General features: G+C 37.1%; 18 protein-coding genes and 1 tRNA gene. 7 read left to right on the top strand and 12 right to left on the bottom strand.

The genetic code is table 11. The annotated features are described in order from the left end of the window. Window positions 1-67 precede the first annotated feature (67 nt). The 5 genes from argS to OPR43_RS04085 all read left to right on the top strand — a co-directional run bounded on the left by argS (window position 68) and on the right by OPR43_RS04085 (window position 7581). Window positions 68-1774 carry an arginine--tRNA ligase gene (gene argS, locus OPR43_RS04105; RefSeq protein ID WP_265034307.1) on the top strand — a complete coding sequence of 569 codons (1707 nt, stop codon included), beginning with the start codon at window positions 68-70 and terminating at the stop codon, window positions 1772-1774. A gap of 54 nt (window positions 1775-1828) precedes the next feature. Then, on the top strand, window positions 1829-3388 hold the full coding sequence (locus OPR43_RS04100; protein WP_265034306.1) for an ankyrin repeat domain-containing protein: 1560 nt from the start codon (window positions 1829-1831) through the stop codon (window positions 3386-3388). Further along, window positions 3372-3551: a hypothetical protein gene (locus OPR43_RS04095; protein ID WP_265034305.1), complete on the top strand. Its 180-nt coding sequence runs from the start codon at window positions 3372-3374 to the stop codon at window positions 3549-3551. The genes OPR43_RS04100 and OPR43_RS04095 overlap by 17 nt, the downstream gene beginning before the upstream one ends. Window positions 3552-3973: 422 nt before the next feature. Further along, on the top strand, window positions 3974-5230 hold the full coding sequence (ltrA, locus tag OPR43_RS04090; protein WP_265034304.1) for a group II intron reverse transcriptase/maturase: 1257 nt from the start codon (window positions 3974-3976) through the stop codon (window positions 5228-5230). Between the two features lie 557 nt (window positions 5231-5787). Further along, entirely contained in the window at window positions 5788-7581 is a 1794-nt protein-coding gene (locus OPR43_RS04085) for a reverse transcriptase/maturase family protein (RefSeq protein WP_265034303.1), read from the top strand. Between the two features lie 497 nt (window positions 7582-8078). Here the strand turns inward: OPR43_RS04085 and OPR43_RS04080 are convergent, their stop codons facing one another. From OPR43_RS04080 to rpsD, 8 genes are all read right to left on the bottom strand, one after another. Beyond that, window positions 8079-9185 carry an FtsW/RodA/SpoVE family cell cycle protein gene (locus OPR43_RS04080; RefSeq protein ID WP_265034302.1) on the bottom strand — a complete coding sequence of 369 codons (1107 nt, stop codon included), beginning with the start codon at window positions 9183-9185 and terminating at the stop codon, window positions 8079-8081. Beyond that, on the bottom strand, window positions 9182-9898 hold the full coding sequence (gene ubiE, locus OPR43_RS04075) for a bifunctional demethylmenaquinone methyltransferase/2-methoxy-6-polyprenyl-1,4-benzoquinol methylase UbiE (protein ID WP_265025511.1): 717 nt from the start codon (window positions 9896-9898) through the stop codon (window positions 9182-9184). The genes OPR43_RS04080 and ubiE overlap by 4 nt, the downstream gene beginning before the upstream one ends. Window positions 9899-9958: 60 nt before the next feature. Further along, a complete protein-coding gene (gene lipA, locus OPR43_RS04070) occupies window positions 9959-10822 on the bottom strand; it encodes a lipoyl synthase (protein ID WP_265025512.1) in 864 nt (287 codons plus the stop codon). Next, window positions 10815-11129 (bottom strand): 50S ribosomal protein L28, encoded by a 315-nt coding sequence (gene rpmB / locus OPR43_RS04065; RefSeq protein WP_265025513.1) that lies wholly within the window; start codon window positions 11127-11129, stop codon window positions 10815-10817. The genes lipA and rpmB overlap by 8 nt, the downstream gene beginning before the upstream one ends. 37 nt (window positions 11130-11166) lie before the next feature. Beyond that, on the bottom strand, window positions 11167-11508 hold the full coding sequence (locus OPR43_RS04060) for a DUF721 domain-containing protein (RefSeq protein WP_010082513.1): 342 nt from the start codon (window positions 11506-11508) through the stop codon (window positions 11167-11169). A gap of 445 nt (window positions 11509-11953) precedes the next feature. After that, window positions 11954-12154, bottom strand: a complete 201-nt coding sequence (gene iscX / locus OPR43_RS04055) for a Fe-S cluster assembly protein IscX (RefSeq protein ID WP_265034301.1) — start codon at window positions 12152-12154, stop codon at window positions 11954-11956. A gap of 30 nt (window positions 12155-12184) precedes the next feature. Beyond that, window positions 12185-12271: transfer RNA gene (locus OPR43_RS04050), tRNA-Leu, on the bottom strand. Window positions 12272-12280: 9 nt separating this feature from the next. Then, window positions 12281-12895, bottom strand: coding sequence for a 30S ribosomal protein S4 (gene rpsD, locus OPR43_RS04045; protein ID WP_265025517.1), 615 nt, complete (start codon window positions 12893-12895; stop codon window positions 12281-12283). Window positions 12896-13000: 105 nt separating this feature from the next. Here rpsD and tkt point away from each other — a divergent pair, with 105 nt between their 5' ends. Continuing rightward, window positions 13001-15043, top strand: coding sequence for a transketolase (gene tkt, locus OPR43_RS04040; protein WP_265034300.1), 2043 nt, complete (start codon window positions 13001-13003; stop codon window positions 15041-15043). Window positions 15044-15176: 133 nt separating this feature from the next. On the opposite strand, the gene OPR43_RS04035 is transcribed toward tkt, so the two are convergent. From OPR43_RS04035 to OPR43_RS04025, 3 genes are all read right to left on the bottom strand, one after another. Further along, window positions 15177-15323, bottom strand: a complete 147-nt coding sequence (locus OPR43_RS04035) for a WPE palindromic element domain-containing protein (RefSeq protein WP_265034299.1) — start codon at window positions 15321-15323, stop codon at window positions 15177-15179. 124 nt (window positions 15324-15447) lie between these two features. Continuing rightward, window positions 15448-18225, bottom strand: a complete 2778-nt coding sequence (locus OPR43_RS04030) for an ankyrin repeat domain-containing protein (RefSeq protein ID WP_265034298.1) — start codon at window positions 18223-18225, stop codon at window positions 15448-15450. A 132-nt stretch (window positions 18226-18357) separates the two neighbouring features. Beyond that, window positions 18358-19521 carry a multidrug effflux MFS transporter gene (locus OPR43_RS04025; RefSeq protein ID WP_265034297.1) on the bottom strand — a complete coding sequence of 388 codons (1164 nt, stop codon included), beginning with the start codon at window positions 19519-19521 and terminating at the stop codon, window positions 18358-18360. Between the two features lie 275 nt (window positions 19522-19796). On the opposite strand from OPR43_RS04025, the gene OPR43_RS04020 reads away from it, so the two are divergent. After that, window positions 19797-19946, top strand: a complete 150-nt coding sequence (locus tag OPR43_RS04020; RefSeq protein ID WP_265034296.1) for a hypothetical protein — start codon at window positions 19797-19799, stop codon at window positions 19944-19946. Here OPR43_RS04020 and OPR43_RS04015 read toward each other — a convergent pair. Beyond that, window positions 19924-21078, bottom strand: coding sequence for a hypothetical protein (locus OPR43_RS04015; protein ID WP_265034295.1), 1155 nt, complete (start codon window positions 21076-21078; stop codon window positions 19924-19926). The genes OPR43_RS04020 and OPR43_RS04015 overlap by 23 nt on opposite strands. Between the last annotated feature and the right edge of the window lie 7 nt (window positions 21079-21085).

Genomic DNA, 21085 nt, shown 5'->3' with positions numbered 1-21085 from the left:
AGATAAACCTTCAACTAGCCCCACTTATTCGCTATATTGTTGGAGGTTTTCATAGTTTTTCTAGTTGATGAACATTTTTAAACAGGTTTCCTCTCTAATTTCCAGCAAATTAAATGAGTTGAAGCAAAGGGGTGTTATAAGCACGAATGCAACAAACTTTATCGTAGAGCCTCCAAGCAATAGAGCACATGGAGATATTTACACAAACGTTGCTATGGTGCTTGCAAAGCATGAAAAGAAGAATCCCATTGAAATTGCAGAGATCTTAGCAAGAGAATTTAAACCTTTTGATGAAATTGCAGAAGTGGAAATAGCAGGCCCTGGTTTCATCAACATGCACTTAAAAATAGAAGTGTGGCATGGAATTTTAAAACAAATAAATGAGCTAAAAACAGAGTTTGGTACCCTAGATATAGGGAACAATCAGGCCATCAATGTTGAGTTTGTATCTGCAAATCCAACTGGTCCACTGCATATTGGTCATGCAAGAGGGGCAGTATTTGGTGACGTTCTGGCAAATTTATTGAAAAAAGTTGGTTATAAAGTTACTAAGGAATACTATATTAACGATGCTGGAGCGCAGATAGATACACTAATAAAGTCAGTATATTTGCGGTATAAGGAAGCTCTGGGAGAAGAAATTAGCATTGAAAAAGGTTTATACCCAGGTGAATATTTAAAACCGATAGGGGAGGAGCTGGCTAAAGAATATGGCAAAGAGCTTCTAAAAAAGCAAGATAATCAGATAATTAGAGACTATACTTTAAGTTCTATCTTAGAACTCATAAAGGAAGACATGAACTTACTTGGAGTAAGTCATGATGTTTTTACTTCAGAGTATGAGCTACAAAAAAGTGGCAAAATTGAAGAGAGTATAAAGATATTGTCTGACAAGGGTCTAGTGTATGAAGGGTACTTGGAGAAACCAAAAGGCAAAGAAAGCGAAAATTGGACTTCCAGAAAAGAAATGTTATTTCGCTCTACAAAATTTGGTGATGATGTTGACCGCGCATTGAAGAAAGAGGACGGCAGTTGGACTTATTTTGCCTCGGATATCGCTTACCATTTTGATAAGATATCACGTGGTTTTAACAATATGATCTTAGAGGTTGGTAGTGATCATAGTGGTTATATCAAAAGGCTCAAAGCAGTCGTCTCTGCGCTAAGTGATGATCAAGCGAAAATAGAGGTAAAACTGCATAATATTGTGAATTTTTTTGAGAATGGCAAACCTGTTAAAATGTCCAAAAGATCAGGAAACTTCCTCACAGCAAGAGATGTAGTGGAAGAAGTTGGCAGGGACATAACTCGTTTTATAATGCTAACACGCAAGAATGATATGGTCTTGGACTTTGATTTTGCTAAAGTTAAAGAACAGTCAAAAGACAATCCTATTTTTTACGTGCAATATGCGCATGCTCGTGCTCATTCGTTAATGCGTAATGCTCCAAAAGAGCTCCCAACAGCAGATCCTTCACTTTTAAAGACCGATGGGGAGATATTCCTCATAAAAACCTTAGCAAAGTGGCCAGATGTAGTAGAAACTGCAGCAAGGCTTTATGAGCCACACAGAATTACTTTCTACTTACTTGAAGTTGCAGAAGCGTTTCACGTTTTATGGGGGTATGGCAAGAGTGATTTAAACATGCGTTTCATACTGGAAGATAACTTAAACCTCACCGCTGCAAGAATGTTTCTCGTCCAAGCCTTAGCGCACGTCATCGCTTCTGGACTTTCCATCTTTAATATAGAACCTTTGGAAGAGATGAGTTGACTTTTTTGCCATAATACATGATAATTAAAATATTATTGAAGTAGGGGTAAAATTATGACAATGAACTATGAGCAGTGGAAAAGAATGTTAAGCGCAGTTGATAAGGAGGAAGGCTTAAGTAAGGATAACGTAATTGAAAAAATAAAAGAGAAATTAAAAGCAGAAAATGGAGAAGATGAGTATAAAAAGTGGGAAGAGGCTGGTTTTAATGTAAATCACCTATTTGAAACTGATGATACATTGTCTTCATGGTTTTCATGTGATAAACTTACGTTATTGCATTTAACTGCTCGCAATAACCTAGGAAATGTGGCAGATGTCCTATCAAAAGTAGAAGGAATTGATGTTAATGCAGCTGCAAAAAATCCTAAATATACCCCTTTGCATATAGCCGCTCTTTATGACAGCGAAAAAGTAGCAGGTGCTCTGTTAAAAGCAAAAGAAATTGATGTCAATGTTGCAACATTCTTTTTACCTCCTTTACATTTAGCTATTAAGTTTTACAGCTATAAGGTAGTAGAAGTTCTATGTAAGGAAAGGCCAGATATTATCAATGCAAAAAATAAGGATGGCGACACTCCTTTACATCAGGCTATCTTTCCACCCAATGAACAAGCCATATGTATTTTGCTAAAAAATGGAGCAGATGTTAATGTAGTAAATGAATATAGAAATACTCCTTTACATGAGGCTGCTTGCGGAAGCAACACAGATATATTGAATATTCTCATAAGAAATGGAGCAAGTATCGATGAAGTAAACAAGTTTGGAAATACTCCTTTACATCAAGCTGTTAATCACAAACGTGAAAAGGTAGTAAACATTCTAATAGAAAACGGAGCAAATGTTAATGCAATAGGGAAAGGTGGTTATGCTCCTTTATATTTGGCTGTTGAGAATAATCATGTGGGAATAGTGAATTCTTTATTAAAGAGAGAAGACATAAAGGTTAATATAATGGATGGGGACGGCGACACTCCTCTATATAAGGCTGCTTCCAAGGGTTACATAAAGGTGGTAGATACTCTATTAAAAGCAAAAGGAATCAATGTTAATGTAATGAATAGGGACGGCGACACTCCTTTATATGAGGCTGTTTTCAATGGTCACATAGAGGTGGTAGATGCTCTATTAAAAGCAGAAGGAATCAATATTAATGCAGTACATAAACCATATTTGTGGACTCCTTTACGTTTGGCTGCTAAAAATGGCCATATAGATATAGTACGAGCTCTAGTAGAAAAAGGAATAGACCTTTTACTGAAGGATCAAAATGGTAAGACTCCAAGAGACTTAGCTAAAAATGATGATATGAAGGAGCTTCTCAAGGAAGCAGAAGAAACCCAATTGAGACAGCTAGCAATTAAACGAGCAACTAAAAACGGTATTATTGCCGGCTGTTTAACTGCATTATTAGGTGCTGCAGCAGCAGTAGCACTTTTTGCAACCGGAACAGTTGCAGTTGAGTTAATACCTATAGTAATAGCAGTGGCTGCAATTGCAGCAGCAGCACTAGCAGTTAGTGGTATCACATATATGATGTTAAAACCTAGTACTAAAATAGATGAAGTGGAAGAAGAACAAGGCATAACTGGGGATGAGCGGAAAGCTTGATCTGCTGGATTCCAGTGTCAGCTACTTTCATGACATCATCCTTTTTTCTGGATCCCAGTATCGGCTGTGTGCTGCAGTAACAAACAAAGTAATGTTTGTGAGAAGCTTTATTGAAGATGAAGGAAGGTCCTTCGAAATCGGTTTTCAGGAGCAGCCACCTTAAGTGGCTCTATTTAAGAGATAGGGTCATAAGCGTTAAGGAAAAATCAGCATATAAGCTGGAAGGTGTGGATCAGAAAGACGAACGTGAGTGAACCACTGATGAACGTGTCGAAAAGGGAAGTGAACATCGAAAGGGGGAGTGAGTCGTTCTCCTCTTAAAAGCGTACAGGGAACCTGACTACTGTGTAGGCGGTGTTCGGCATAAAGGTGGCGTGAGTCTGATCTGGGCTTTGATAAGGAACTGCAGGAACCAGTCGATTTGATGCAAAGCGAGATAAGCAAGAGGCTAATCCTCAAGTTTTAGAGTAGCGATACAAATCACTGGGGCGGATTAACTCGTAGTAGTGAAGAAGTGGTTGTAATGACCATGGAGCGAAGGGGTTAAGCTAGTCGACTTTAGTAAATCATTCAACTTGTAGGAGGATGAAAGTGATTGAACGAACAAAGCCTTTTGACATACCAAAATCTCTAGTGTTTTTGGCTTATAAAAGAGTTAAAGAAAACAGAGGAGGAGCAGGTATTGATGATCTAACAATTGAAAAGTTTGATCAAGACTTAAGCAAGAACCTTTACAAGCTATGGAATAGGCTATCATCTGGTAGTTATTTTCCACCCGCAGTGAAGGCTTGTGATATAACTAAGACAGATGGAGGGACAAGGACACTTGGAATACCAACTGTCTCCGATCGTATAGCACAGGAAGTTGTAAGAAGTGTTTTAGAACCAGAGCTTGAGAAGGTATTTGATGAAGATTCATATGGTTATAGGCCAAATAAATCGGCATTAGATGCCATAGGACAAACCAGGAAGCGATGCTTCGACCAAAATTGGTTAATAGAGTTTGATATCAAGGGAATGTTTGATAACATAGACCACAATCTACTGATGAAAGCAGTCAGAAAACACACTGCAAACAAATGGGTTCTCTTATACATACAAAGATGGCTAGATGCAGATATACAGCTTGAAGATGGAACAAAGATAAAGCGTCTCAGCGGAGTACCGCAGGGAGGTGTAGTGAGTCCTATCTTAAGCAACCTATTTATGCACTATAGTTTTGATGTATGGATGAGGAGAGAATATCCAAGTATAAAGTGGGCAAGATATGCTGATGATGGTGTTATACATTGTGTAAGCAAGAACCAAGCACAACTAATTTTGAGTCAACTTGAACAGAGACTGAAGATTTGTAAATTGGAAATAAAACATACAAAGACCAAAATTATCTATTGTCAAGATGGAAAGCGGAAGGAGAATCATGAGAATGTATCATTCACATTCCTTGGGTACGAATTTCGAAAAAGACTTGTACGAAATAGAAAAGATGGTAGTTTATTTGTAAGTTTTACTCCGACTGTAAGTAAAGAAAGTTTGAAAAAGATGAGAAAAGAAATTAGAGGCTGGAAATTTGCTAGAAGAACAAACTTGGAAATAGAAGATATATCACGAATATGTAATCCAATTCTAAGGGGTTGGTTTAACTATTACGGGAAGTATCACATAACTGCGCTAGAGGACATAATAAGAATGTTTAATAGGAAACTCAGGAAGTGGTTTCAGACAAAGTATAAGAAGCTGAGTGGGCATAAAACCAAAGCAGCTAAGTTACTAGAAAGAATCGCAAAGAGTAGACCAAATCTTTTTGTACACTGGAAATTAAGTATAGGACTAGGGCAATGATTAGTGGGAGCTTTATGAGATGCGAGTGTGCGCCGTGGTACGCATTAAGAAATACTTAGCGGAGCTAAGCGGGGTTCAGAATAAATGGCCTCGAGGTGAACAACTAACTTTAACCCGAAAGGGAAGGAGGACAAGAGCATGTATGTAAAGCGAGAGTTATCTGAAGATGTGTAAGATAACGGCTTGCAACACCTGATCAATATGGTTAAAGCTAAACTGCTTGAATTCTAATCTTCAGGGGTGGGACTTCACATCCATGGGTATCGCATTTAAAACCCCATGTCTACGGTAAGCACAGATTAAACTTTCGTTTGTGTGACATTCTGGCTGTAGAACGATAAGTAGTGAACTTATTTAAGAGGATGAATGGAAAACCTAAGTTGATCTAGAACAGTTCTTAGTGACGGAACATGGGATGACCTAAGGAACGCGAGTTCTATGGTTACGGAGTCATCGTAGTAGTCGTGAAAGTAACGAATCACCGGGGAGTGTGGGAAAGCCACATACAGGGCAAAGGGTGACAGATAATTGAATGTTGAAATTGGGAGGTACGCAAGATGCGGAAAGCTGAAACAATACTTAACATTATACGTGAACGTGGACAAAGAAATTTGCCGGTTAAAAACGTATATCGCCTACTTTATCAGAGTGATCTTTACCTTCGAGCGTATGGCAAACTTTGTCGTAATAAAGGTGCTATGACAGAAGGTGTGACAACTGAAACAGTTGATGGTATGTCTTTGGAGAAAATCGATAAAATCATAGAGGATTTACGCTATGAGCGATATCGGTGGACACCAGTAAAACGTATCTATATTTTAAAGAAGAGTGGTAAACGCAGGCCGTTAGGGTTGCCAACATGGTCAAATAAGTTACTTCAAGAAGTAATCCGATTAATATTGGAAGCCTACTATGAGCCTAAATTTAGTGAATGTTCACATGGATTTCGACCAAAGCGTGGATGCCACACTGCATTAAGAGCAGTAATGCAAAAAGGCAGAGGTACAAAATGGTTTATAGAGGGAGATCTCAGTGCATGTTATGACTCAATTGATCATACTATGTTGTTGAAAATACTGAGTGAAAGCTTCCAAGATAACCGTTTTATTCAGCTAATCAATCGACTGCTAAAAGCAGGATATATGGAAAATTGGAAGTACAATAAGAGTCATAGTGGGGTACCACAAGGTTCTATTATTGGTCCAATTCTGAGTAACATATTACTCGATCGGTTAGATAAACATGTGGAGCATATACTAATACCAGCAAATAACCGAGGTAAGCGAAGAAGGACAAATCCAAAATATTTAAGGTTAACCATGCAAGTATCGATGATGAGAAAACAAGGGAACTGGGATCAAGCAAAACAACTGCGTCAATTAGTGCAGGGTATGCCATCTAAGGATTCTTGCGATCTAAATTATCGACGTCTTTGGTATGTTAGGTATGCTGATGATTTTCTGGTAGGGTTTGCAGGACCAAAGAATGAAGCTGAACAAATTAAGAATGAGATTGCTGGGTTTCTCAATGAGGAGCTCAAACTTATGCTTAATGAAGATAAAACGTTTATTACACATGCGTGTGATAGCAAAGCCAATTTTTTGGGTTATGAAATACATGTTTTGCATGCAGATGACAAACATGATCATCGGACACAACGATGTATTAACGGTAGTATTGGGTTACGTGTACCACATCATATAAAGCAGAAAAAGTGTTCTGAATATATGCGTTGTGGTAAACCGATACATTTACCTCAACGTACAATTGATACAGCTTACAGTATTGTTGCTCAGTATCAAACTGAATATCGAGGAATTGTACAATACTATAAAATGGCCTACAACCTTCACACACTAAGTTATCTGAAATATGTGATGGAAGTATCATTAGTAAAGACTTTAGCATCTAAATACAAAACAACTTGCAGGAAAATTTATAGAAAATTTGGTGCGACGATTGAAAACGATGAAGGTGAAAAACGAAAAGTCATCCAAATCAGAGTAGATCGTTTACCATCAAAGATACCATTAATTACACACTTTGGTGCTGTGTCGCTAAAATGGAATAAATGGGTAAGCATAAGTGATAACCTTATACCAATATGGAATAAGCGTAGTGAAATAGAGCAAAGACTATTGGCACAAACTTGTGAATTATGTAAATCACAAGAGCAGATTGAAGTACATCACGTACGTAAACTTGCTGATTTGCTAGGTAAACGTAATACTGAACTACCGGAATGGAAAAAGAGAATGATTGAACGACAGAGGAAAACTCTTGTTGTTTGTCATGAATGCCATAAGAAAATCCAATATGGAAAATATGATGGTGACTCCTTAAAACGTTAGATTATTGGAGAGCCACGTGATACGGAAACGATCATGCGTGGTTCGGAGAGGGGTTGTTGGAAAAGTACTTAACAAGTAACTCGCTGGCTGCCCACTCTACCTCACGTAGGGTTCTGCGAGGGGCCAGGAAGGAAGTTTTCCTGGTCTACTCTCCACTTGGATAACAACTAGCCTGACAACCGTCATCCCGCTACGTGTCAGCGCCACGCACAACTGTACGAACGTTGTAGTTTGGGCCACCAGTGGGCAGTGCCCAGACACTGGTTCTATGCAACTTAATTAAAAACGTTTGTTTTAGCGTAAGACAACTACCTTTAGCTCATCAGCTCAGTTATAAGCAAAATTTCTGGATTCCAGACTGGAATGACACCATTTGCTGTCTTCAAAAATGAATGTTCGTACAGCTATGCATAACTCTTTCAGATTTCATAATATCTCTTGCCACTCATCTGAACAGATACTCATTTTGGAGGGATACCAATAATAGTTGTGAGCGGCTAGTCCACAAGCATAACACGCTCACGAAACTTTAATGCGATAGCTTGATTTCTACTGAAAGACAGCATTATGCCAAGTGCGATGCTCGAAGATAAAAGAGAAGAACCACCATAGCTAAGTAGTGGCAGGGTTATGCCGGTGGTGGGAAAAACACTTAATGTTACCCCTGTGTTTATTATGAATTGTGTGATGAATTGAATTGAGATACCAAGAATCACCAATAGATTGAATAATTCATTTTCCATATATGCAACGTAAAGCAAGCGGGCGGAAATGATGCCAAATAACATCAATGTGGCTAAGCATGTAATCAAACCAAATTCTTCTGCTAAAACAGAAAACACAAAATCTGTATGACAATCAGGAAGAGAGGTTTTTACGCTACCTTCACCAGGTCCAACTCCAGTTAATTGACCTCTTTTGAATGCTTCTAATGATTTTGTGACTTGAAAGTTATCGCGTTGCGTAAAAAAGACAAAATTGTAAATCCTTTGCTTTATATGTGGGAGACATAAGTAAGCTATTGTAGTTCCAGTTGTAGCCATTCCTATTATGCATAGAAAGTATAAAAGTGGTATACATGCAATAAACATTTGACCAATAAAAGAATATGTTAAAAGCATGGACATACTGAAATCAGGTTGCAAAAGTAACAACACAAAAACTAACAGAAATATTATGATTGATATGTGCATTTTAAACTTCATTCCGCTGGCTAAGATACTAGCTATGACAACAGAAAAAAATGGCCTTACGAACTCAGATGGTTGAACTGAAATTTTGACAATATGTAACCATCGTTTCGCACCTTTTACCTCTATACCAAGTATTATCGCAGCTGCCACTAGAATAGTAAATAAAATGAAACCTGCGAATGAGAGGTTAAGTATAGTTCTTGTGTTGAGAAAAGAAAATGTTACTAAGGTAATCAGTGATAGAACTATATAAATTGTATGGCGCCGTATAAAATAATCCTGTGGTAGAGAAAGACGCTGCGCAATTACAGGGCTCGCTGAATAAACAAGAATGAAACTTATAGTGAGCAAAAAAAACACTGGAAGGATAAGATAATAATCTAGGGTTCTATACCAGAGTTTAATATTCATTTTGTTCCAATGTGTAATGCCACTATTCCATAGCTCATATTATGAAACTCAACATTCTTAAAGCCTACCTCTTCAATTTCCATTTTAAAATCAGCCTGAGTTGGAAATTCTCTGATGCTCTTCACTAAATATTCATAAGAACTCTCGTCTTGAGCAACTATGCTGCCAATTTTAGGAATTACTTTAAATGAATATAAGTCATAAAGTTTGGTAAATATCTCATTTTGATAGTGCATAGGGGCAAATTCTAAGCAGATAAATTTTCCATGTGGTTTTAATACCCTGTGCGCCTCATTTAAAGCCTTCTTGCGGTCAGAAACATTTCGAATGCCAAAAGCTATTGTGCAATAATCAAATTCGGAGTCTTCAAATGGTAAACTTTCTGCGTTCGCACATACCCAATCAAAATTAATTTGGTTTGAATTTATAGCTTTATCACGTCCTCTGCTTAGCATATTCTGATTTATATCGCATACTGTAACCTTAGCACTTGGCTCTTTTCTTACTATTCTTATTGCTATATCTCCAGTTCCTCCAGCAACATCTAAAACCTTAGAGTTTTTTGTAAAATGCACACTATTTACCATTTTATCTTTCCATAATCTGTGCATTCCAAGGCTCATTATATCATTCATGGTGTCGTAGCGACTTGCCACGGAATCGAATACCTCTTTAACTAATTGTGATTTCTTCTCGATTTTTATAGTAGACATTACGTAAAGTCGCTCAACTCCTTTATAATTAGTAAAAATTAATTTGAATTAACATAAATATTAACGACAGGCCTTGAGCCTGTTAAAATCTTCTTCAGCGTGGTATGATGACCGAGTTAGTGGGCTTGATGCAACCACTAAGAAACCTTTGGAGTAAGCAATGTATTTATAATGCTCAAACTCTTCTGGGGTAACATACCTATCAAGTTTTGCATGTTTTGGAGTTGGTTGTAGATATTGACCAATTGTAATAAAATCAACTTCAGCACTGCGCAAATCGTCCATAACCTGAAGTATTTCCTCTTTTTTTTCTCCAAGACCAACCATAAGCCCTGACTTTGTGAAAACTTTAGGATTAATCTGCTTTACCATCTTCAGTAAATATAGTGAATGAAAATAGCGAGCTCGTGGTCTTATTTTTGCATACAATCTCGGCACTGTTTCAATATTGTGGTTATAGACATCAGGTGATGCAACAGCAATTGCTTCAAATGCTCCTTTCTTATTTAAAAAATCAGGAGTTAAAATCTCTATTGTTGTTTCTGAAGTTATCTTTCTAATTTCTTCTATGCACTTTATAAACTGATTTGCGCCACCATCTGGCAAATCATCACGATCAACAGAGGTAATGACAACATGTTTTAAGTTTAACTTTTTTATCGCTTTTGCTAAATTTTCTGGTTCATGAGGGTCTAGTTTATCAGGAATGCCAGTTGCAACGTTGCAAAATGCACAAGCACGAGTGCAAACAGAACCAAGAATCATCACAGTAGCATGACGTTTATTCCAACATTCACCAATATTTGGACATGCAGCTTCTTCACATACCGTATGTAAGTTATGCAGTTTAACGATGTTTAAAGTTTCATTGAATACTTCACCAGTCGGAGCTTTTGCTCTGAGCCATTGAGGTTTGCTATGCATCTGAAACGGCTAACTCTACCTCTTGCTTTACTAAAACTTTTTTCAACCTTCTTTTTATCTTCTGCGCTTTCTCACTTAGTTTAATCGTTCTTGTGTTGAGCAAAAAAGCATCTAAATCACCTTTGTAATCTATAGTTCTCAAAGTTCTTGTTGCCACACGAAATCTAAACTTTTTATTCAATAGATCACTTGTTAACGTAACCTTATGTAAATTTAAAAGAAAGGTACGCTTTGTTTTACGATTCGAATGTGATACCTTATTACCAAAAGATTTTTTTCTATTTGTTAATTCACAAACTCTACTCACTTCAATATACCAAATTATTCTATGTACTTAGATTACCTTATATAGTCAAATAGTCAATACTCTCTTGCTTAATTTTTATACCATATACTGCTTTGTAGCCAAAAAATATCGTAATTTTTTCTATTATAAGAGAAATCATATGCTGAATTTCTAATGCTTTACTGCCATTTGTTACTACCAGATGCAATACACCCGAATTTATATTCTGTGCATATGAGATCTTTTTCGGTTTTGTACACTCTGCTATTTCTTTCCCTACTATATTTCGCCAGTTTAAAATCAGACGTATTTCATTTTTGCTAATCTTATTTTTCATGCATTTTAATGCGTAATTTTCAATTATAGACTTTAATTTTTTTGGACCGCTACGTTTGAGCATTTTTCTGTTTTGTTTCTAGTATAACTAAATAAGTAAGGTTTACTACTACATTGGATTTCCTCAGTGCCAAATCCAAGTAGCTAACACTGGGATGACAACCTTCTAACTACTTTACAAACCTCTAGCCTCACACCATAAAAGCAGTATTTTTATGTAACAATCTACCTTAACGTAGCACTTGTTAAGTAAGTCGTTCCATTCAAAAATTTTTGTTTTGCCTCATAATTAACCTTCTAGCTGTTTTAATTGTAATTAGTTAAATTATTATTAACCTGAGTGAATTTTAAATTAGATTTAAAAAGTACAGTATTGTCTAAAATGAATGATATACGGTGTCCGAATTTTAGACTCCTTCTTTTTTGTTGTCATCCCAGCTGGGATCCATTTTTCTTTTTTTTCTGGATTCCAGCGTCACGCGCTAACTTTTAATAGCGATAGTTATTTCTTATTTGTAAGATCTTTCCTCAATCCAAGCTGCTTGAATGGCTTCGAGTATTTTCTCGTTACAGCGTTTTTCATCATCATCAAATTCCTCTAAACTCAAGACCTTTTTTTTAAGCTCAGTGAATCTGATACTAATTATATTCTCATCTGAAAATTTTTCCTCCAGAGCTTCTACAATATCTTCTATATCAAGCCATTTCATACTTTTTTGTATTTATCTGCTAAGTTAAATTGGTGCCCATGGGGAGACTTGAACTCCCAAGGTCGCAAAACCCACGGATTTTAAGTCCGCTGCGTCTACCGATTCCGCCACACGGGCTTTTTTTACCTATCTAGAGTAAAACTCTACTACTAAATTGACTTCCATGTCCGCTGAATAAGGAACCTCAGAATATTGAGGCGACCTCAAATATTTCACTGAATGCTCTTTACTATCTGCTTCTAAATAATCCGGAGCCTTGCGCTCTTGTTTTTGTTCAGCCTCTACTACTACAGGGATTTTTGCTGCCCTTTCTCTTATTTTTATTATATCACCTGGTTTCACTCGATAACTTGATATGTTAACCACCTTATCATTAACTGTAACGTGCTTATGAGATATGAGCTGCTTCGCTGCATAAATTGTTGGCACAAGACTAGAGTGGTATAAAACAGAACTTAATCTCGATTCTAAGATACCGATAAAATTATCAGCCGTATAACCCTTTCTGTTATAAGCATCTAAAAATGTACGTCTGAGCTGCTTACTTGAAATCGCATAGTAAAACTTAAATTTCTTATGCGCAGCAAACTGCTTACCAAAGTCGGATAACTTCTTGAATCCAAGAATACCATGTTGACCAGGAGGGTATTTCCTTTTGTTTACTGGGTCTTTAGCTCTACCCCATAAATTTACACCAAGTCTACGGCTAATCCTATACTTTCTAGTGATAACAGTTGTCATATAAAAACTCTCACGATTCAACTCTAGATTATTAAGGATTTTAGCACTCAGTGTCAACTTGTTTTTGCTGGTATAATCTTTTATACTTCATTTTTAAGTTTTTCTATGAATCATCTACCTTTGGAATCTATGGCAAACGCCATCCGTTTTTTATCAATTGATGCAGTACAAAAAGCAAACTCTGGACACCTAGGTATGCCACTTGGCATGGCAGATGTTGCAACTGTCTTGTTTGCTAAATATCTGAATCATAATCCTGATGATTCTAAATGGTTCAATAGAGATCGCTTTGTTTTATCAAACGGTCATGGGTCAATGTTACTATATTCAATATTATATTTGACAGGTTATATTAGCATAGATGAGCTAAAAAACTTCAGGCAAATGGGATCCAAGACCCCAGGTCATCCAGAGTTCGGCTTGACTTCTGGGGTAGAGGCAACAACAGGCCCGCTCGGTCAGGGGTTTGCCGCTGCTGTTGGCATGGCACTTGCTGAATCAATCCTTAAAAAGCAATTCAGAATCAATCACTACACTTACGTAATGCTAGGGGATGGCTGTCTTATGGAAGGAATAAGCCATGAAGCAGCATCACTTGCTGGACATCTTAAATTGAATAAATTAATAGCCCTTTTTGATGATAATGATATCTCTATAGATGGCGCTACTTGCCTTTCCTGTTCTGATGATGTAGAGAAACGCTTCTTAGCGTATGGATGGAATGTTGACAAAATTGATGGCCATGATTTTGATGCCATATCCTTTGCAATAGAGCAAGCAAAAAAGTCTGATAAACCTACAATGATCTGCTGCAAAACCATTATCGGAAAATTTTCAAGCCGTGCTGGCACATCCTCTGCTCACAGTGGTGCTTTTTCGGAGGAAGACATCAAACAGATGAGAGAAAAATTGGATTGGAACTACGAGCCATTTCATGTGCCAGAAGATGTGAAAAACGCCTGGAAGAAAACTGTTGAGAGAGCAAAACAAAATTACACGATGTCATTCCAGCGCGTGACGCTGGAATCCAGAAAAGAAGAAAAAGAATGGATCCCAGTGTCAAGCACTGGGATGACAGAAGAGAATGCTGGGATGACAGGGTATCATGCAGAACTTCAAAGACGGTTAGATAAGCGTTTGCCGGATAATATCGATAGTGTTTTGGCTAACTTGAAGAAACAAATACACGAGACAATGCCAAACGAAGCTACTCGATCTTCTTTCGGCATGGTAATGGAACTTTTAACACAACATATGCCGGAATTAATCGGCGGTTCTGCTGATCTTACTGGGTCAAATTGCACTAAATATAAGCACATGCAGGTAATAGATAGTAATAATTATAGTGGTTCTTATGTCCACTATGGAGTGAGAGAACACGCTATGGCAGCTTGTATGAATGGTATGGCTCTTCACGGCGCGATTCTTCCTTATGGTGGCACTTTTTTGGTATTTTCCGACTACTGTCGTCCTGCTATACGTCTTTCAGCTTTGATGAAACAGCAGGTTATCTATGTGATGACTCATGACTCAATTGGAGTAGGGGAAGATGGCCCAACTCACCAACCAATAGAGCATTTAGCTTCTTTGCGTGCTATACCAAATTTGTATGTTTTTAGACCAGCCGATGCAGTTGAAACTCTGGAGTGTGTTAGCATTGCACTCGAAAAGAAAGAATCTCCAGCACTGTTTGCGCTCTCAAGGCAAAACGTAAGTTACATGCATTCTGATATCGATCAATCTGCTAATCTATCGAAGTTTGGTGCATATATTTTGTGTGAATGTTCAAAAGAATTAAAAGTGACAATATTTGCTACCGGATCTGAAGTTGAAATTGCAGTTGAAGCAAGGGAGAAATTGCAGGAAAAAGGTATAGGTACAAGGGTTGTTTCTATGCCATGCTGGAGGCTTTTTGACGAGCAAAGTGATGAATATAAAGCGGCGATATTAAATAATGACAGCATTAAAGTTGCAATTGAAGCTGGAAGTGAAATGGGTTGGCATAAGTATATAGGTTCAAACGGTATATTTATTGGCATGAAAAGCTTCGGAGAATCAGCACCTTATAAAACACTTTATGAGCATTTTAATATCAGCGCTGATTACGTAGTAAAATGTGTGTGTGAGAAGTTAGGTTGCATTCAGTAAACCTCTTGCATAACCATATGAAAGCCCACTCTTCTTTGTCATTCCAGCACGTGATGTTATCCAAGATGATGTCATGCCAGTGCTTGACACTGGCATCTAGTTTTCTTTACAAATTCACCAAAAGTGCTTCATTCTATAACGCAAAACCCATACTCACCAAACCCAATGCATTACTTGCAATTAAGTTTCCTGGATCCCAGTGTCTGGGCACTGGGATGACACCTCTGGGCACTGCCGTCATAAAGGAACCAGTGTCAGCTACTTGAATACATACCACCATGTCATTCCAGCGCGTGACGCTGGAATCCAGAATTTTTTAAACTGGATCCTATATAGGATGACAAAAAAGTAAACCTTATCTGTGTGAGCTATATATTTCATGTTCTCCTTATGAAGCAAATGGATCAATCAGGTGAACTATGAGAATCATACTGTGAATCATCAACTGGTTGTTCAGATTCGGATGATGATTGTGTTGGCTCATCAGACCCAAACAACCATGAAAAAAAACTACCAAAAAATGATGCAACTAATGAAAAAGGCTTCATAAGTATACTAAACAAACTACCAAAAAAAGAGCTCGGCTGTCCTTCTGTTTGTGTAGAAGCAACAGGATTTACACCGTTGTCTTGTACATCAGTTCCTTGTCCTGCACTGGTGGTGGGTTGTCCCCCCTGTTGTGTTTGTGGTGTTCCACTCCCCGAATTTACAGTTTTATCAGCTTCTTGCTTTGTAATGTCTGATCCTGATTGAGCATCACCTTCTTGTTTTTCTTTCTCTCGTGTACCAGCATCTTCCTCTGAATTTTCTTCATTGTCCGTCGATGGCTTATCCACTGAACCGTCGCCAGGGTTTTCTGCTGCTTTTAATAGAGTTTTTATTTCTTCGTTAGTAGTTAAATCGAAAGGAGTTTTTTCATCTTTATCTTTTACATTAATATTTGCTCCTGCTTTTATTAGGGCGTCTACTATTTCTTTGTTGTTATTTTGAGCAGCCAAGTGTAAAGGAGTCTTTTTTCCATATTTACCTTCTATATTAACATTGATTCCTTCTGCTCCCAGTAGCGCTTTCACTATGTCTATCTTGTTCTTTAAAACAGCCCAATGGAAAGGAGTCCATTCTGCAAGTTTATCTTTTATATTAACATCGATTCCTTCTGCTTTCAGTAGAGCGTTCAACACATTTATATCTATGTTGTCCTTTTCCTTTTTAGCAGCCAAATGCAAAGGAGTGTTGTTAAGTTCATCTTGTGCATTAACATCGATTTCTTTTGCGCCCAGTAGAGCGTTCAATACGTTTATATCTATCTTATTCTTTTTAGCAGCCAAATGCAAAGGAGTACTGTTACCTCCATCTTGTGCATTAACATCGATTCCTTCTGCTCCCAGTAGAGCGTTCAATACATTTATATCTATGTTGTCCTTTTTAAGAACAGAATGTAAAGGAGTATCTTTATTCTTATCTGCTAAATTAACATCGATTCCATCTTTTCCCAATAGGGCTTCTACTGCCTCTTTATGGCCCCTTACAACGGCCCAATGTAAAGGAGTCATGTTATCTCTATCTTGTGCATTAACATTGATCCCATTTACTTGCAGTAGGGCTTCTACTACCTCTTTGTTGTTATTTCGAGCAGCCAAATGTAAAGGAGTATTTCCATTTTGATCTGTTGCATTAACATTTGCCCCTTTCTCCAATAGAGCTTGTACCTCCTCCTCATGACCCTTTTCAGCAGCAGCCTCAAGTAATTCAGCTGTGTTTTGTAATAGAGTTTTTATTTCTTCGTTAGTAGTTAAATCGAAAGGAGTCTCTCCTTTATTATCTGTTGCATTAACATTTGCCCCTTTGTCCAATAGAGCTTGCACCACCTGCTTATGGCCCTTTTCAGCAGCGAAGTGTAAAGGAGTCTCTCTTGTGTCATTTTCTGCATTAACGTCTGCTTTTTGCTCTAATAGATCTTTTACTGCTTCCAACTTGCCAAGCCTAGCAGCCAGATGTAGAGAAACCTTGCAATGTTTATCTTCTATGCTTAGGAATCTATCCCACACGTCACGTTCTCGAGAAAGGTCATAAGTAATAAAATCTGCTCCATTATCTAATAGAACTTCTGCTGTAGTAGAGTGATTATTTTTAACAGCCCAATATAAAGGAGTATGCAAATCTTCAACTGCGTTAACGTTTGCTCCTTCACTTATTAGATGCTTTACTTCATTAATATCACCACTTTTAGCAGCCTCAAGTAATTTAGCTGTGTTTTCTAATAGAGTTTGTATTTCTTCGTTAGCAGCTAATTTGAAAGGAGTCTTTCCATTTCGATCTGTTATATTAACACTTGCCCCTTTGTCCAATAGATCTTTTACTATCTCTGCATGGCCCATTTTAGCAGCAAAATGTAGAGGAGTGCTGTCATATTTATTTTGTGCATTAACATCGATCCCTTCTACTTGCAGTAGGGCTTCTACTACTTCTTTATGGCCATTTTCAGCAGCCCCATGTAAAGGAGTGCTGTGATGTTCATCTACTGCATTAACATTTGCCACATTATTTAGTAAAACTTCTACTACCTCTTTATGGCCCTTTTCAGCAGCCCAATGTAGAGGAGTCTTTTCATTTCCATCTACTGCATTAACATTTGCTCCTTTACTTATTAGAGAGTTTACTTCCTCAATATTACCTTCTCTAGCAGCCTCAAGTAATTTAGCTGTGTTTTCTAATAGAGTTTGTATTTCTTCGTTAGCAGCTAATTTGAAAGGAGTCTTTCCATTTCGATCTGTTATATTAACACTTGCCCCTTTGTCCAATAGATCTTTTACTATCTCTGCATGGCCCATTTTAGCAGCAAAATGTAGAGGAGTGCTGTCATATTTATTTTGTGCATTAACATCGATCCCTTCTACTTGCAGTAGGGCTTCTACTACTTCTTTATGGCCATTTTCAGCAGCCCCATGTAAAGGAGTGCTGTGATGTTCATCTACTGCATTAACATTTGCCCCATTATTTAGTAAAACTTCTACTACCTTTTGATTGCCCCTTCTAGCAGCCCAATGTAGAGGAGTCTCTTTCAACTCACTTGTTGCATTAACATCTGCTCCTTCACTTATTAGACTTTTTACTTTCTCAATATTACCTTCTAGAGCAGTCTTACGTAATCCAGCATTTATATCTCTGTTTGAATTGCTCATCCCATACCTCCTGTAAAACTATATTGTTATGATAAAGTCGTTAATAATCTATGAGCTCTCACCCCCTGTAAAATTATATTATCATGATAAAGTCATTAATAACCCATGAGCTCTGGATCACGCAAATAATGGTTATTCCCTGTGTTTTTCAGTACATTTGAGCCGGCTGTACATAAGAACCGCAATTGTAGAACATGCTATTGTTAATAGTAAATTTGGTAAAATACCATAGCGAAAAAATTTTCCTACTATATATATTCCAATAGCCCCAAACATCATATTGCAGAATGAGAGGACTGCACTACCAAGCCCTATACCTTTGATCGTTTCTAAAGCAGAAGTTACGTTATTGCTTATTATTAATGCAACTCCGATATTGGCTGGAATCCAGACGACTTGAAGAATTAATATATTCAACTTGTCCGCGAAATAAAAATATACCAATAAACTATCGGATATTATCGGTAACACCAAACCTATTATTAGCATTTTGCTAACCCCTATTTTTGGTACATACCTTCTATTAATTAAAGTTCCAATTATGTAAAATATGACTATGATCGATATGAGGTAGCCAAAATACTGTACTTCAATGCCCATCGATTCAAATATGAACGGGTAGTTAGCAACGTATGCCCAAAGCCACATGAAAGTTAATCCATGAATAATTGAAAACCCAAGGAAACGATAATTTCTAAATATTGATATATATTGCTTGAAGATATTAGTAGTTATGTTAGTTATACTGGTTTCATTTTTATTTACAGTGAGTGTTTCTTGTAATTTAAAGTAAATAAAAATAAGCATAGCAATTGCCGCAAGTGATATAATAAAAAACAAAAATTTCCAATGATAACCATGTGAAATTATATAACTGCCCACCACTGGAGCTATTCCAGGTGAGAGTGCCACAACCATATTTAATTTTGAAATTACTCTCGAGTATTCACTACCCGAATACATATCCCTTATTGCTGCATACCCAACAACACCTGCAACACCAGCCCCTGTTCCTTGTATGAAGCGAATTAGTATCAAGAGCGCAATACTGTCGGCTGTATAACACATGACACTTGCCAAAGTAAAAATTGTCATACCAATCAGCATCATTGGACGCCTACCATAATGGTCCGATAGTGGACCATAAATTAATCCAGATACCGCAAATCCAACTAGATTCAAGCTAATTGTAAGCTGCACTACACTGCCTTCTACTTTAAAATAATTGGCAATGCTTGGTAGTGCAACTGAGTATAGGTCAGTTGCCATATCGACAATTGCTACAGACAATATCATAATAAGAGAGATGATATTTTGCGAAAGAGCTGTTTTCACTTAATGATTTACTGGATTAAATATACTTAATTATAATATATTTTTTTCATTAGTATATTAATTTAACTACTGAAATTAAGAGCAGCTATTCGAGAAAAAGCCTGTGAAGGCTCTATCCAGTAGGGTGTCATCCCAGTGCCATGACTACTTGGATCTAGTTTCCATTATACAATTTCATCAAAGCAGTTTACTTACTTGCAATTAAGTTTCTGGATCCAAGTAGTCATGGCACTGGGATGACAGGAGAAGGAGGCTACTTAGATGACACCCTCCTAGTGGATTCAAATCACAATGTTCGTACAGTTATGTGCTTTGACACTGGAATCTTAAGCTCAAATCATAAAAAGCACGAATTTCAATATCTTATCTTTGATTATTCACTTTAAGCTTTAAGTCTTCAACAGAAGATACATTTGCCTCACTTACTACCTTTAGTGGTTCACCAAGGCTATGTTCCACTTTTGCTCTTTCCAGCTTGTTGTCTATCTGTTTATGGTATAAATCTTCTCCTCTTGTCCAAGATAGGTCTCCAGACACTGTCTCAGCATAGTTACCATTGTTCTTTCCAAAAGCAACTAGCTCCCATTGGTTTTTTTCTCCATTAACTGGGTTACTACGGGCCATATTTATAGTATGAAGCAGGGCTGGATTTAAACCTGCTTCATCCACTATATTCGAATTATATAGAGCTTCTATTCCACCATTGCTTAAAATTTCAAGCTTCTCATTACATATTTTTTCGTGATTTATAAATTGTCTCTGAAGCCTTTCTATTCCATCTGTGCATCCTAGTTCTTTCAAGGTGCTAAACACAGGTGTTGAAACAACAACACTTTTTGCTTTTTCATCTTGCACATATTTTACAGCCTTATTATAAATTTCTTTTTGGCTTAATAATTTATCTTTATACTCATATAAAATATTAATTGCTACACTTGGATTACTTATCGCAATGAGATCATTGTTTTGGGTTACCATAGTAAATATGCGGAATGATCCTAACAATATTCCTTTAGGAATCGTTATATCTTTTCCTATATGGTCTTTAATATTATTCAAAGCATCAAAGTCTATATATATTGCACCTTTCTGTCCTGTCATTTTTTCTGAAAGAGCAAGAGCAATTAACCTAAAGGTATCTATTTCAATAGCAAAATATGTTCTTTGTTCATCTATCATATCATACATATTTTTAAAGAAATCCTTAATACTGATATCCTTGCCATCTATCTTCCACCTTTGATCTATTTCGCTCCAGTCATACTGGTGTAAGTCTACAACGTGTACTCCTTGAATTTCTTTCAGTTCACGTTTTAAATCATCTATCTGATTCTGCTCAAATCCCGGGCCATTTATAACCAAATATATGTCCCTCTCCTCTTTATTTTTTAACTTATGGTTTTTTATTATATCCAAGTAATTAAGAGCACTATTCTTACCATCTGGCAAAGATGCACCACGTACTCTTGGCACCCACGTTAGTATTATTGGTGCTTCATTTGATAATTCTTTAGTCATTACTTTC

It is taken from the genome of Wolbachia endosymbiont (group A) of Apoderus coryli, assembly GCF_947251615.1.
GTDB lineage: Bacteria > Pseudomonadota > Alphaproteobacteria > Rickettsiales > Anaplasmataceae > Wolbachia.
Note: the sequence above shows the minus strand (reverse complement) of the source record. Positions and strands in the feature narration are given on the sequence as shown.

Excerpts from the sequence above, each read along its gene's own strand:
- OPR43_RS04020 (WP_265034296.1), top strand. The coding sequence starts at position 19,797 with ATGACAGGAGAAGGAGGCTACTTAGATGACACCCTCCTAGTGGATTCA.
- tkt (WP_265034300.1), top strand. The coding sequence starts at position 13,001 with ATGAATCATCTACCTTTGGAATCTATGGCAAACGCCATCCGTTTTTTA.
- iscX (WP_265034301.1), bottom strand. The coding sequence starts at position 12,154 with ATGAAATGGCTTGATATAGAAGATATTGTAGAAGCTCTGGAGGAAAAA.
- ubiE (WP_265025511.1), bottom strand. The coding sequence starts at position 9,898 with ATGTCTACTATAAAAATCGAGAAGAAATCACAATTAGTTAAAGAGGTA.
- OPR43_RS04030 (WP_265034298.1), bottom strand. The coding sequence starts at position 18,225 with ATGAGCAATTCAAACAGAGATATAAATGCTGGATTACGTAAGACTGCT.
- OPR43_RS04025 (WP_265034297.1), bottom strand. The coding sequence starts at position 19,521 with ATGATATTGTCTGTAGCAATTGTCGATATGGCAACTGACCTATACTCA.
- OPR43_RS04100 (WP_265034306.1), top strand. The coding sequence starts at position 1,829 with ATGACAATGAACTATGAGCAGTGGAAAAGAATGTTAAGCGCAGTTGAT.
- ltrA (WP_265034304.1), top strand. The coding sequence starts at position 3,974 with ATGAAAGTGATTGAACGAACAAAGCCTTTTGACATACCAAAATCTCTA.
- rpsD (WP_265025517.1), bottom strand. The coding sequence starts at position 12,895 with ATGACAACTGTTATCACTAGAAAGTATAGGATTAGCCGTAGACTTGGT.
- OPR43_RS04095 (WP_265034305.1), top strand. The coding sequence starts at position 3,372 with ATGAGCGGAAAGCTTGATCTGCTGGATTCCAGTGTCAGCTACTTTCAT.
- OPR43_RS04060 (WP_010082513.1), bottom strand. The coding sequence starts at position 11,508 with ATGCTCAAACGTAGCGGTCCAAAAAAATTAAAGTCTATAATTGAAAAT.
- argS (WP_265034307.1), top strand. The coding sequence starts at position 68 with ATGAACATTTTTAAACAGGTTTCCTCTCTAATTTCCAGCAAATTAAAT.
- OPR43_RS04015 (WP_265034295.1), bottom strand. The coding sequence starts at position 21,078 with ATGACTAAAGAATTATCAAATGAAGCACCAATAATACTAACGTGGGTG.
- OPR43_RS04080 (WP_265034302.1), bottom strand. The coding sequence starts at position 9,185 with ATGAATATTAAACTCTGGTATAGAACCCTAGATTATTATCTTATCCTT.
- OPR43_RS04035 (WP_265034299.1), bottom strand. The coding sequence starts at position 15,323 with ATGGTGGTATGTATTCAAGTAGCTGACACTGGTTCCTTTATGACGGCA.
- lipA (WP_265025512.1), bottom strand. The coding sequence starts at position 10,822 with ATGCATAGCAAACCTCAATGGCTCAGAGCAAAAGCTCCGACTGGTGAA.
- OPR43_RS04085 (WP_265034303.1), top strand. The coding sequence starts at position 5,788 with ATGCGGAAAGCTGAAACAATACTTAACATTATACGTGAACGTGGACAA.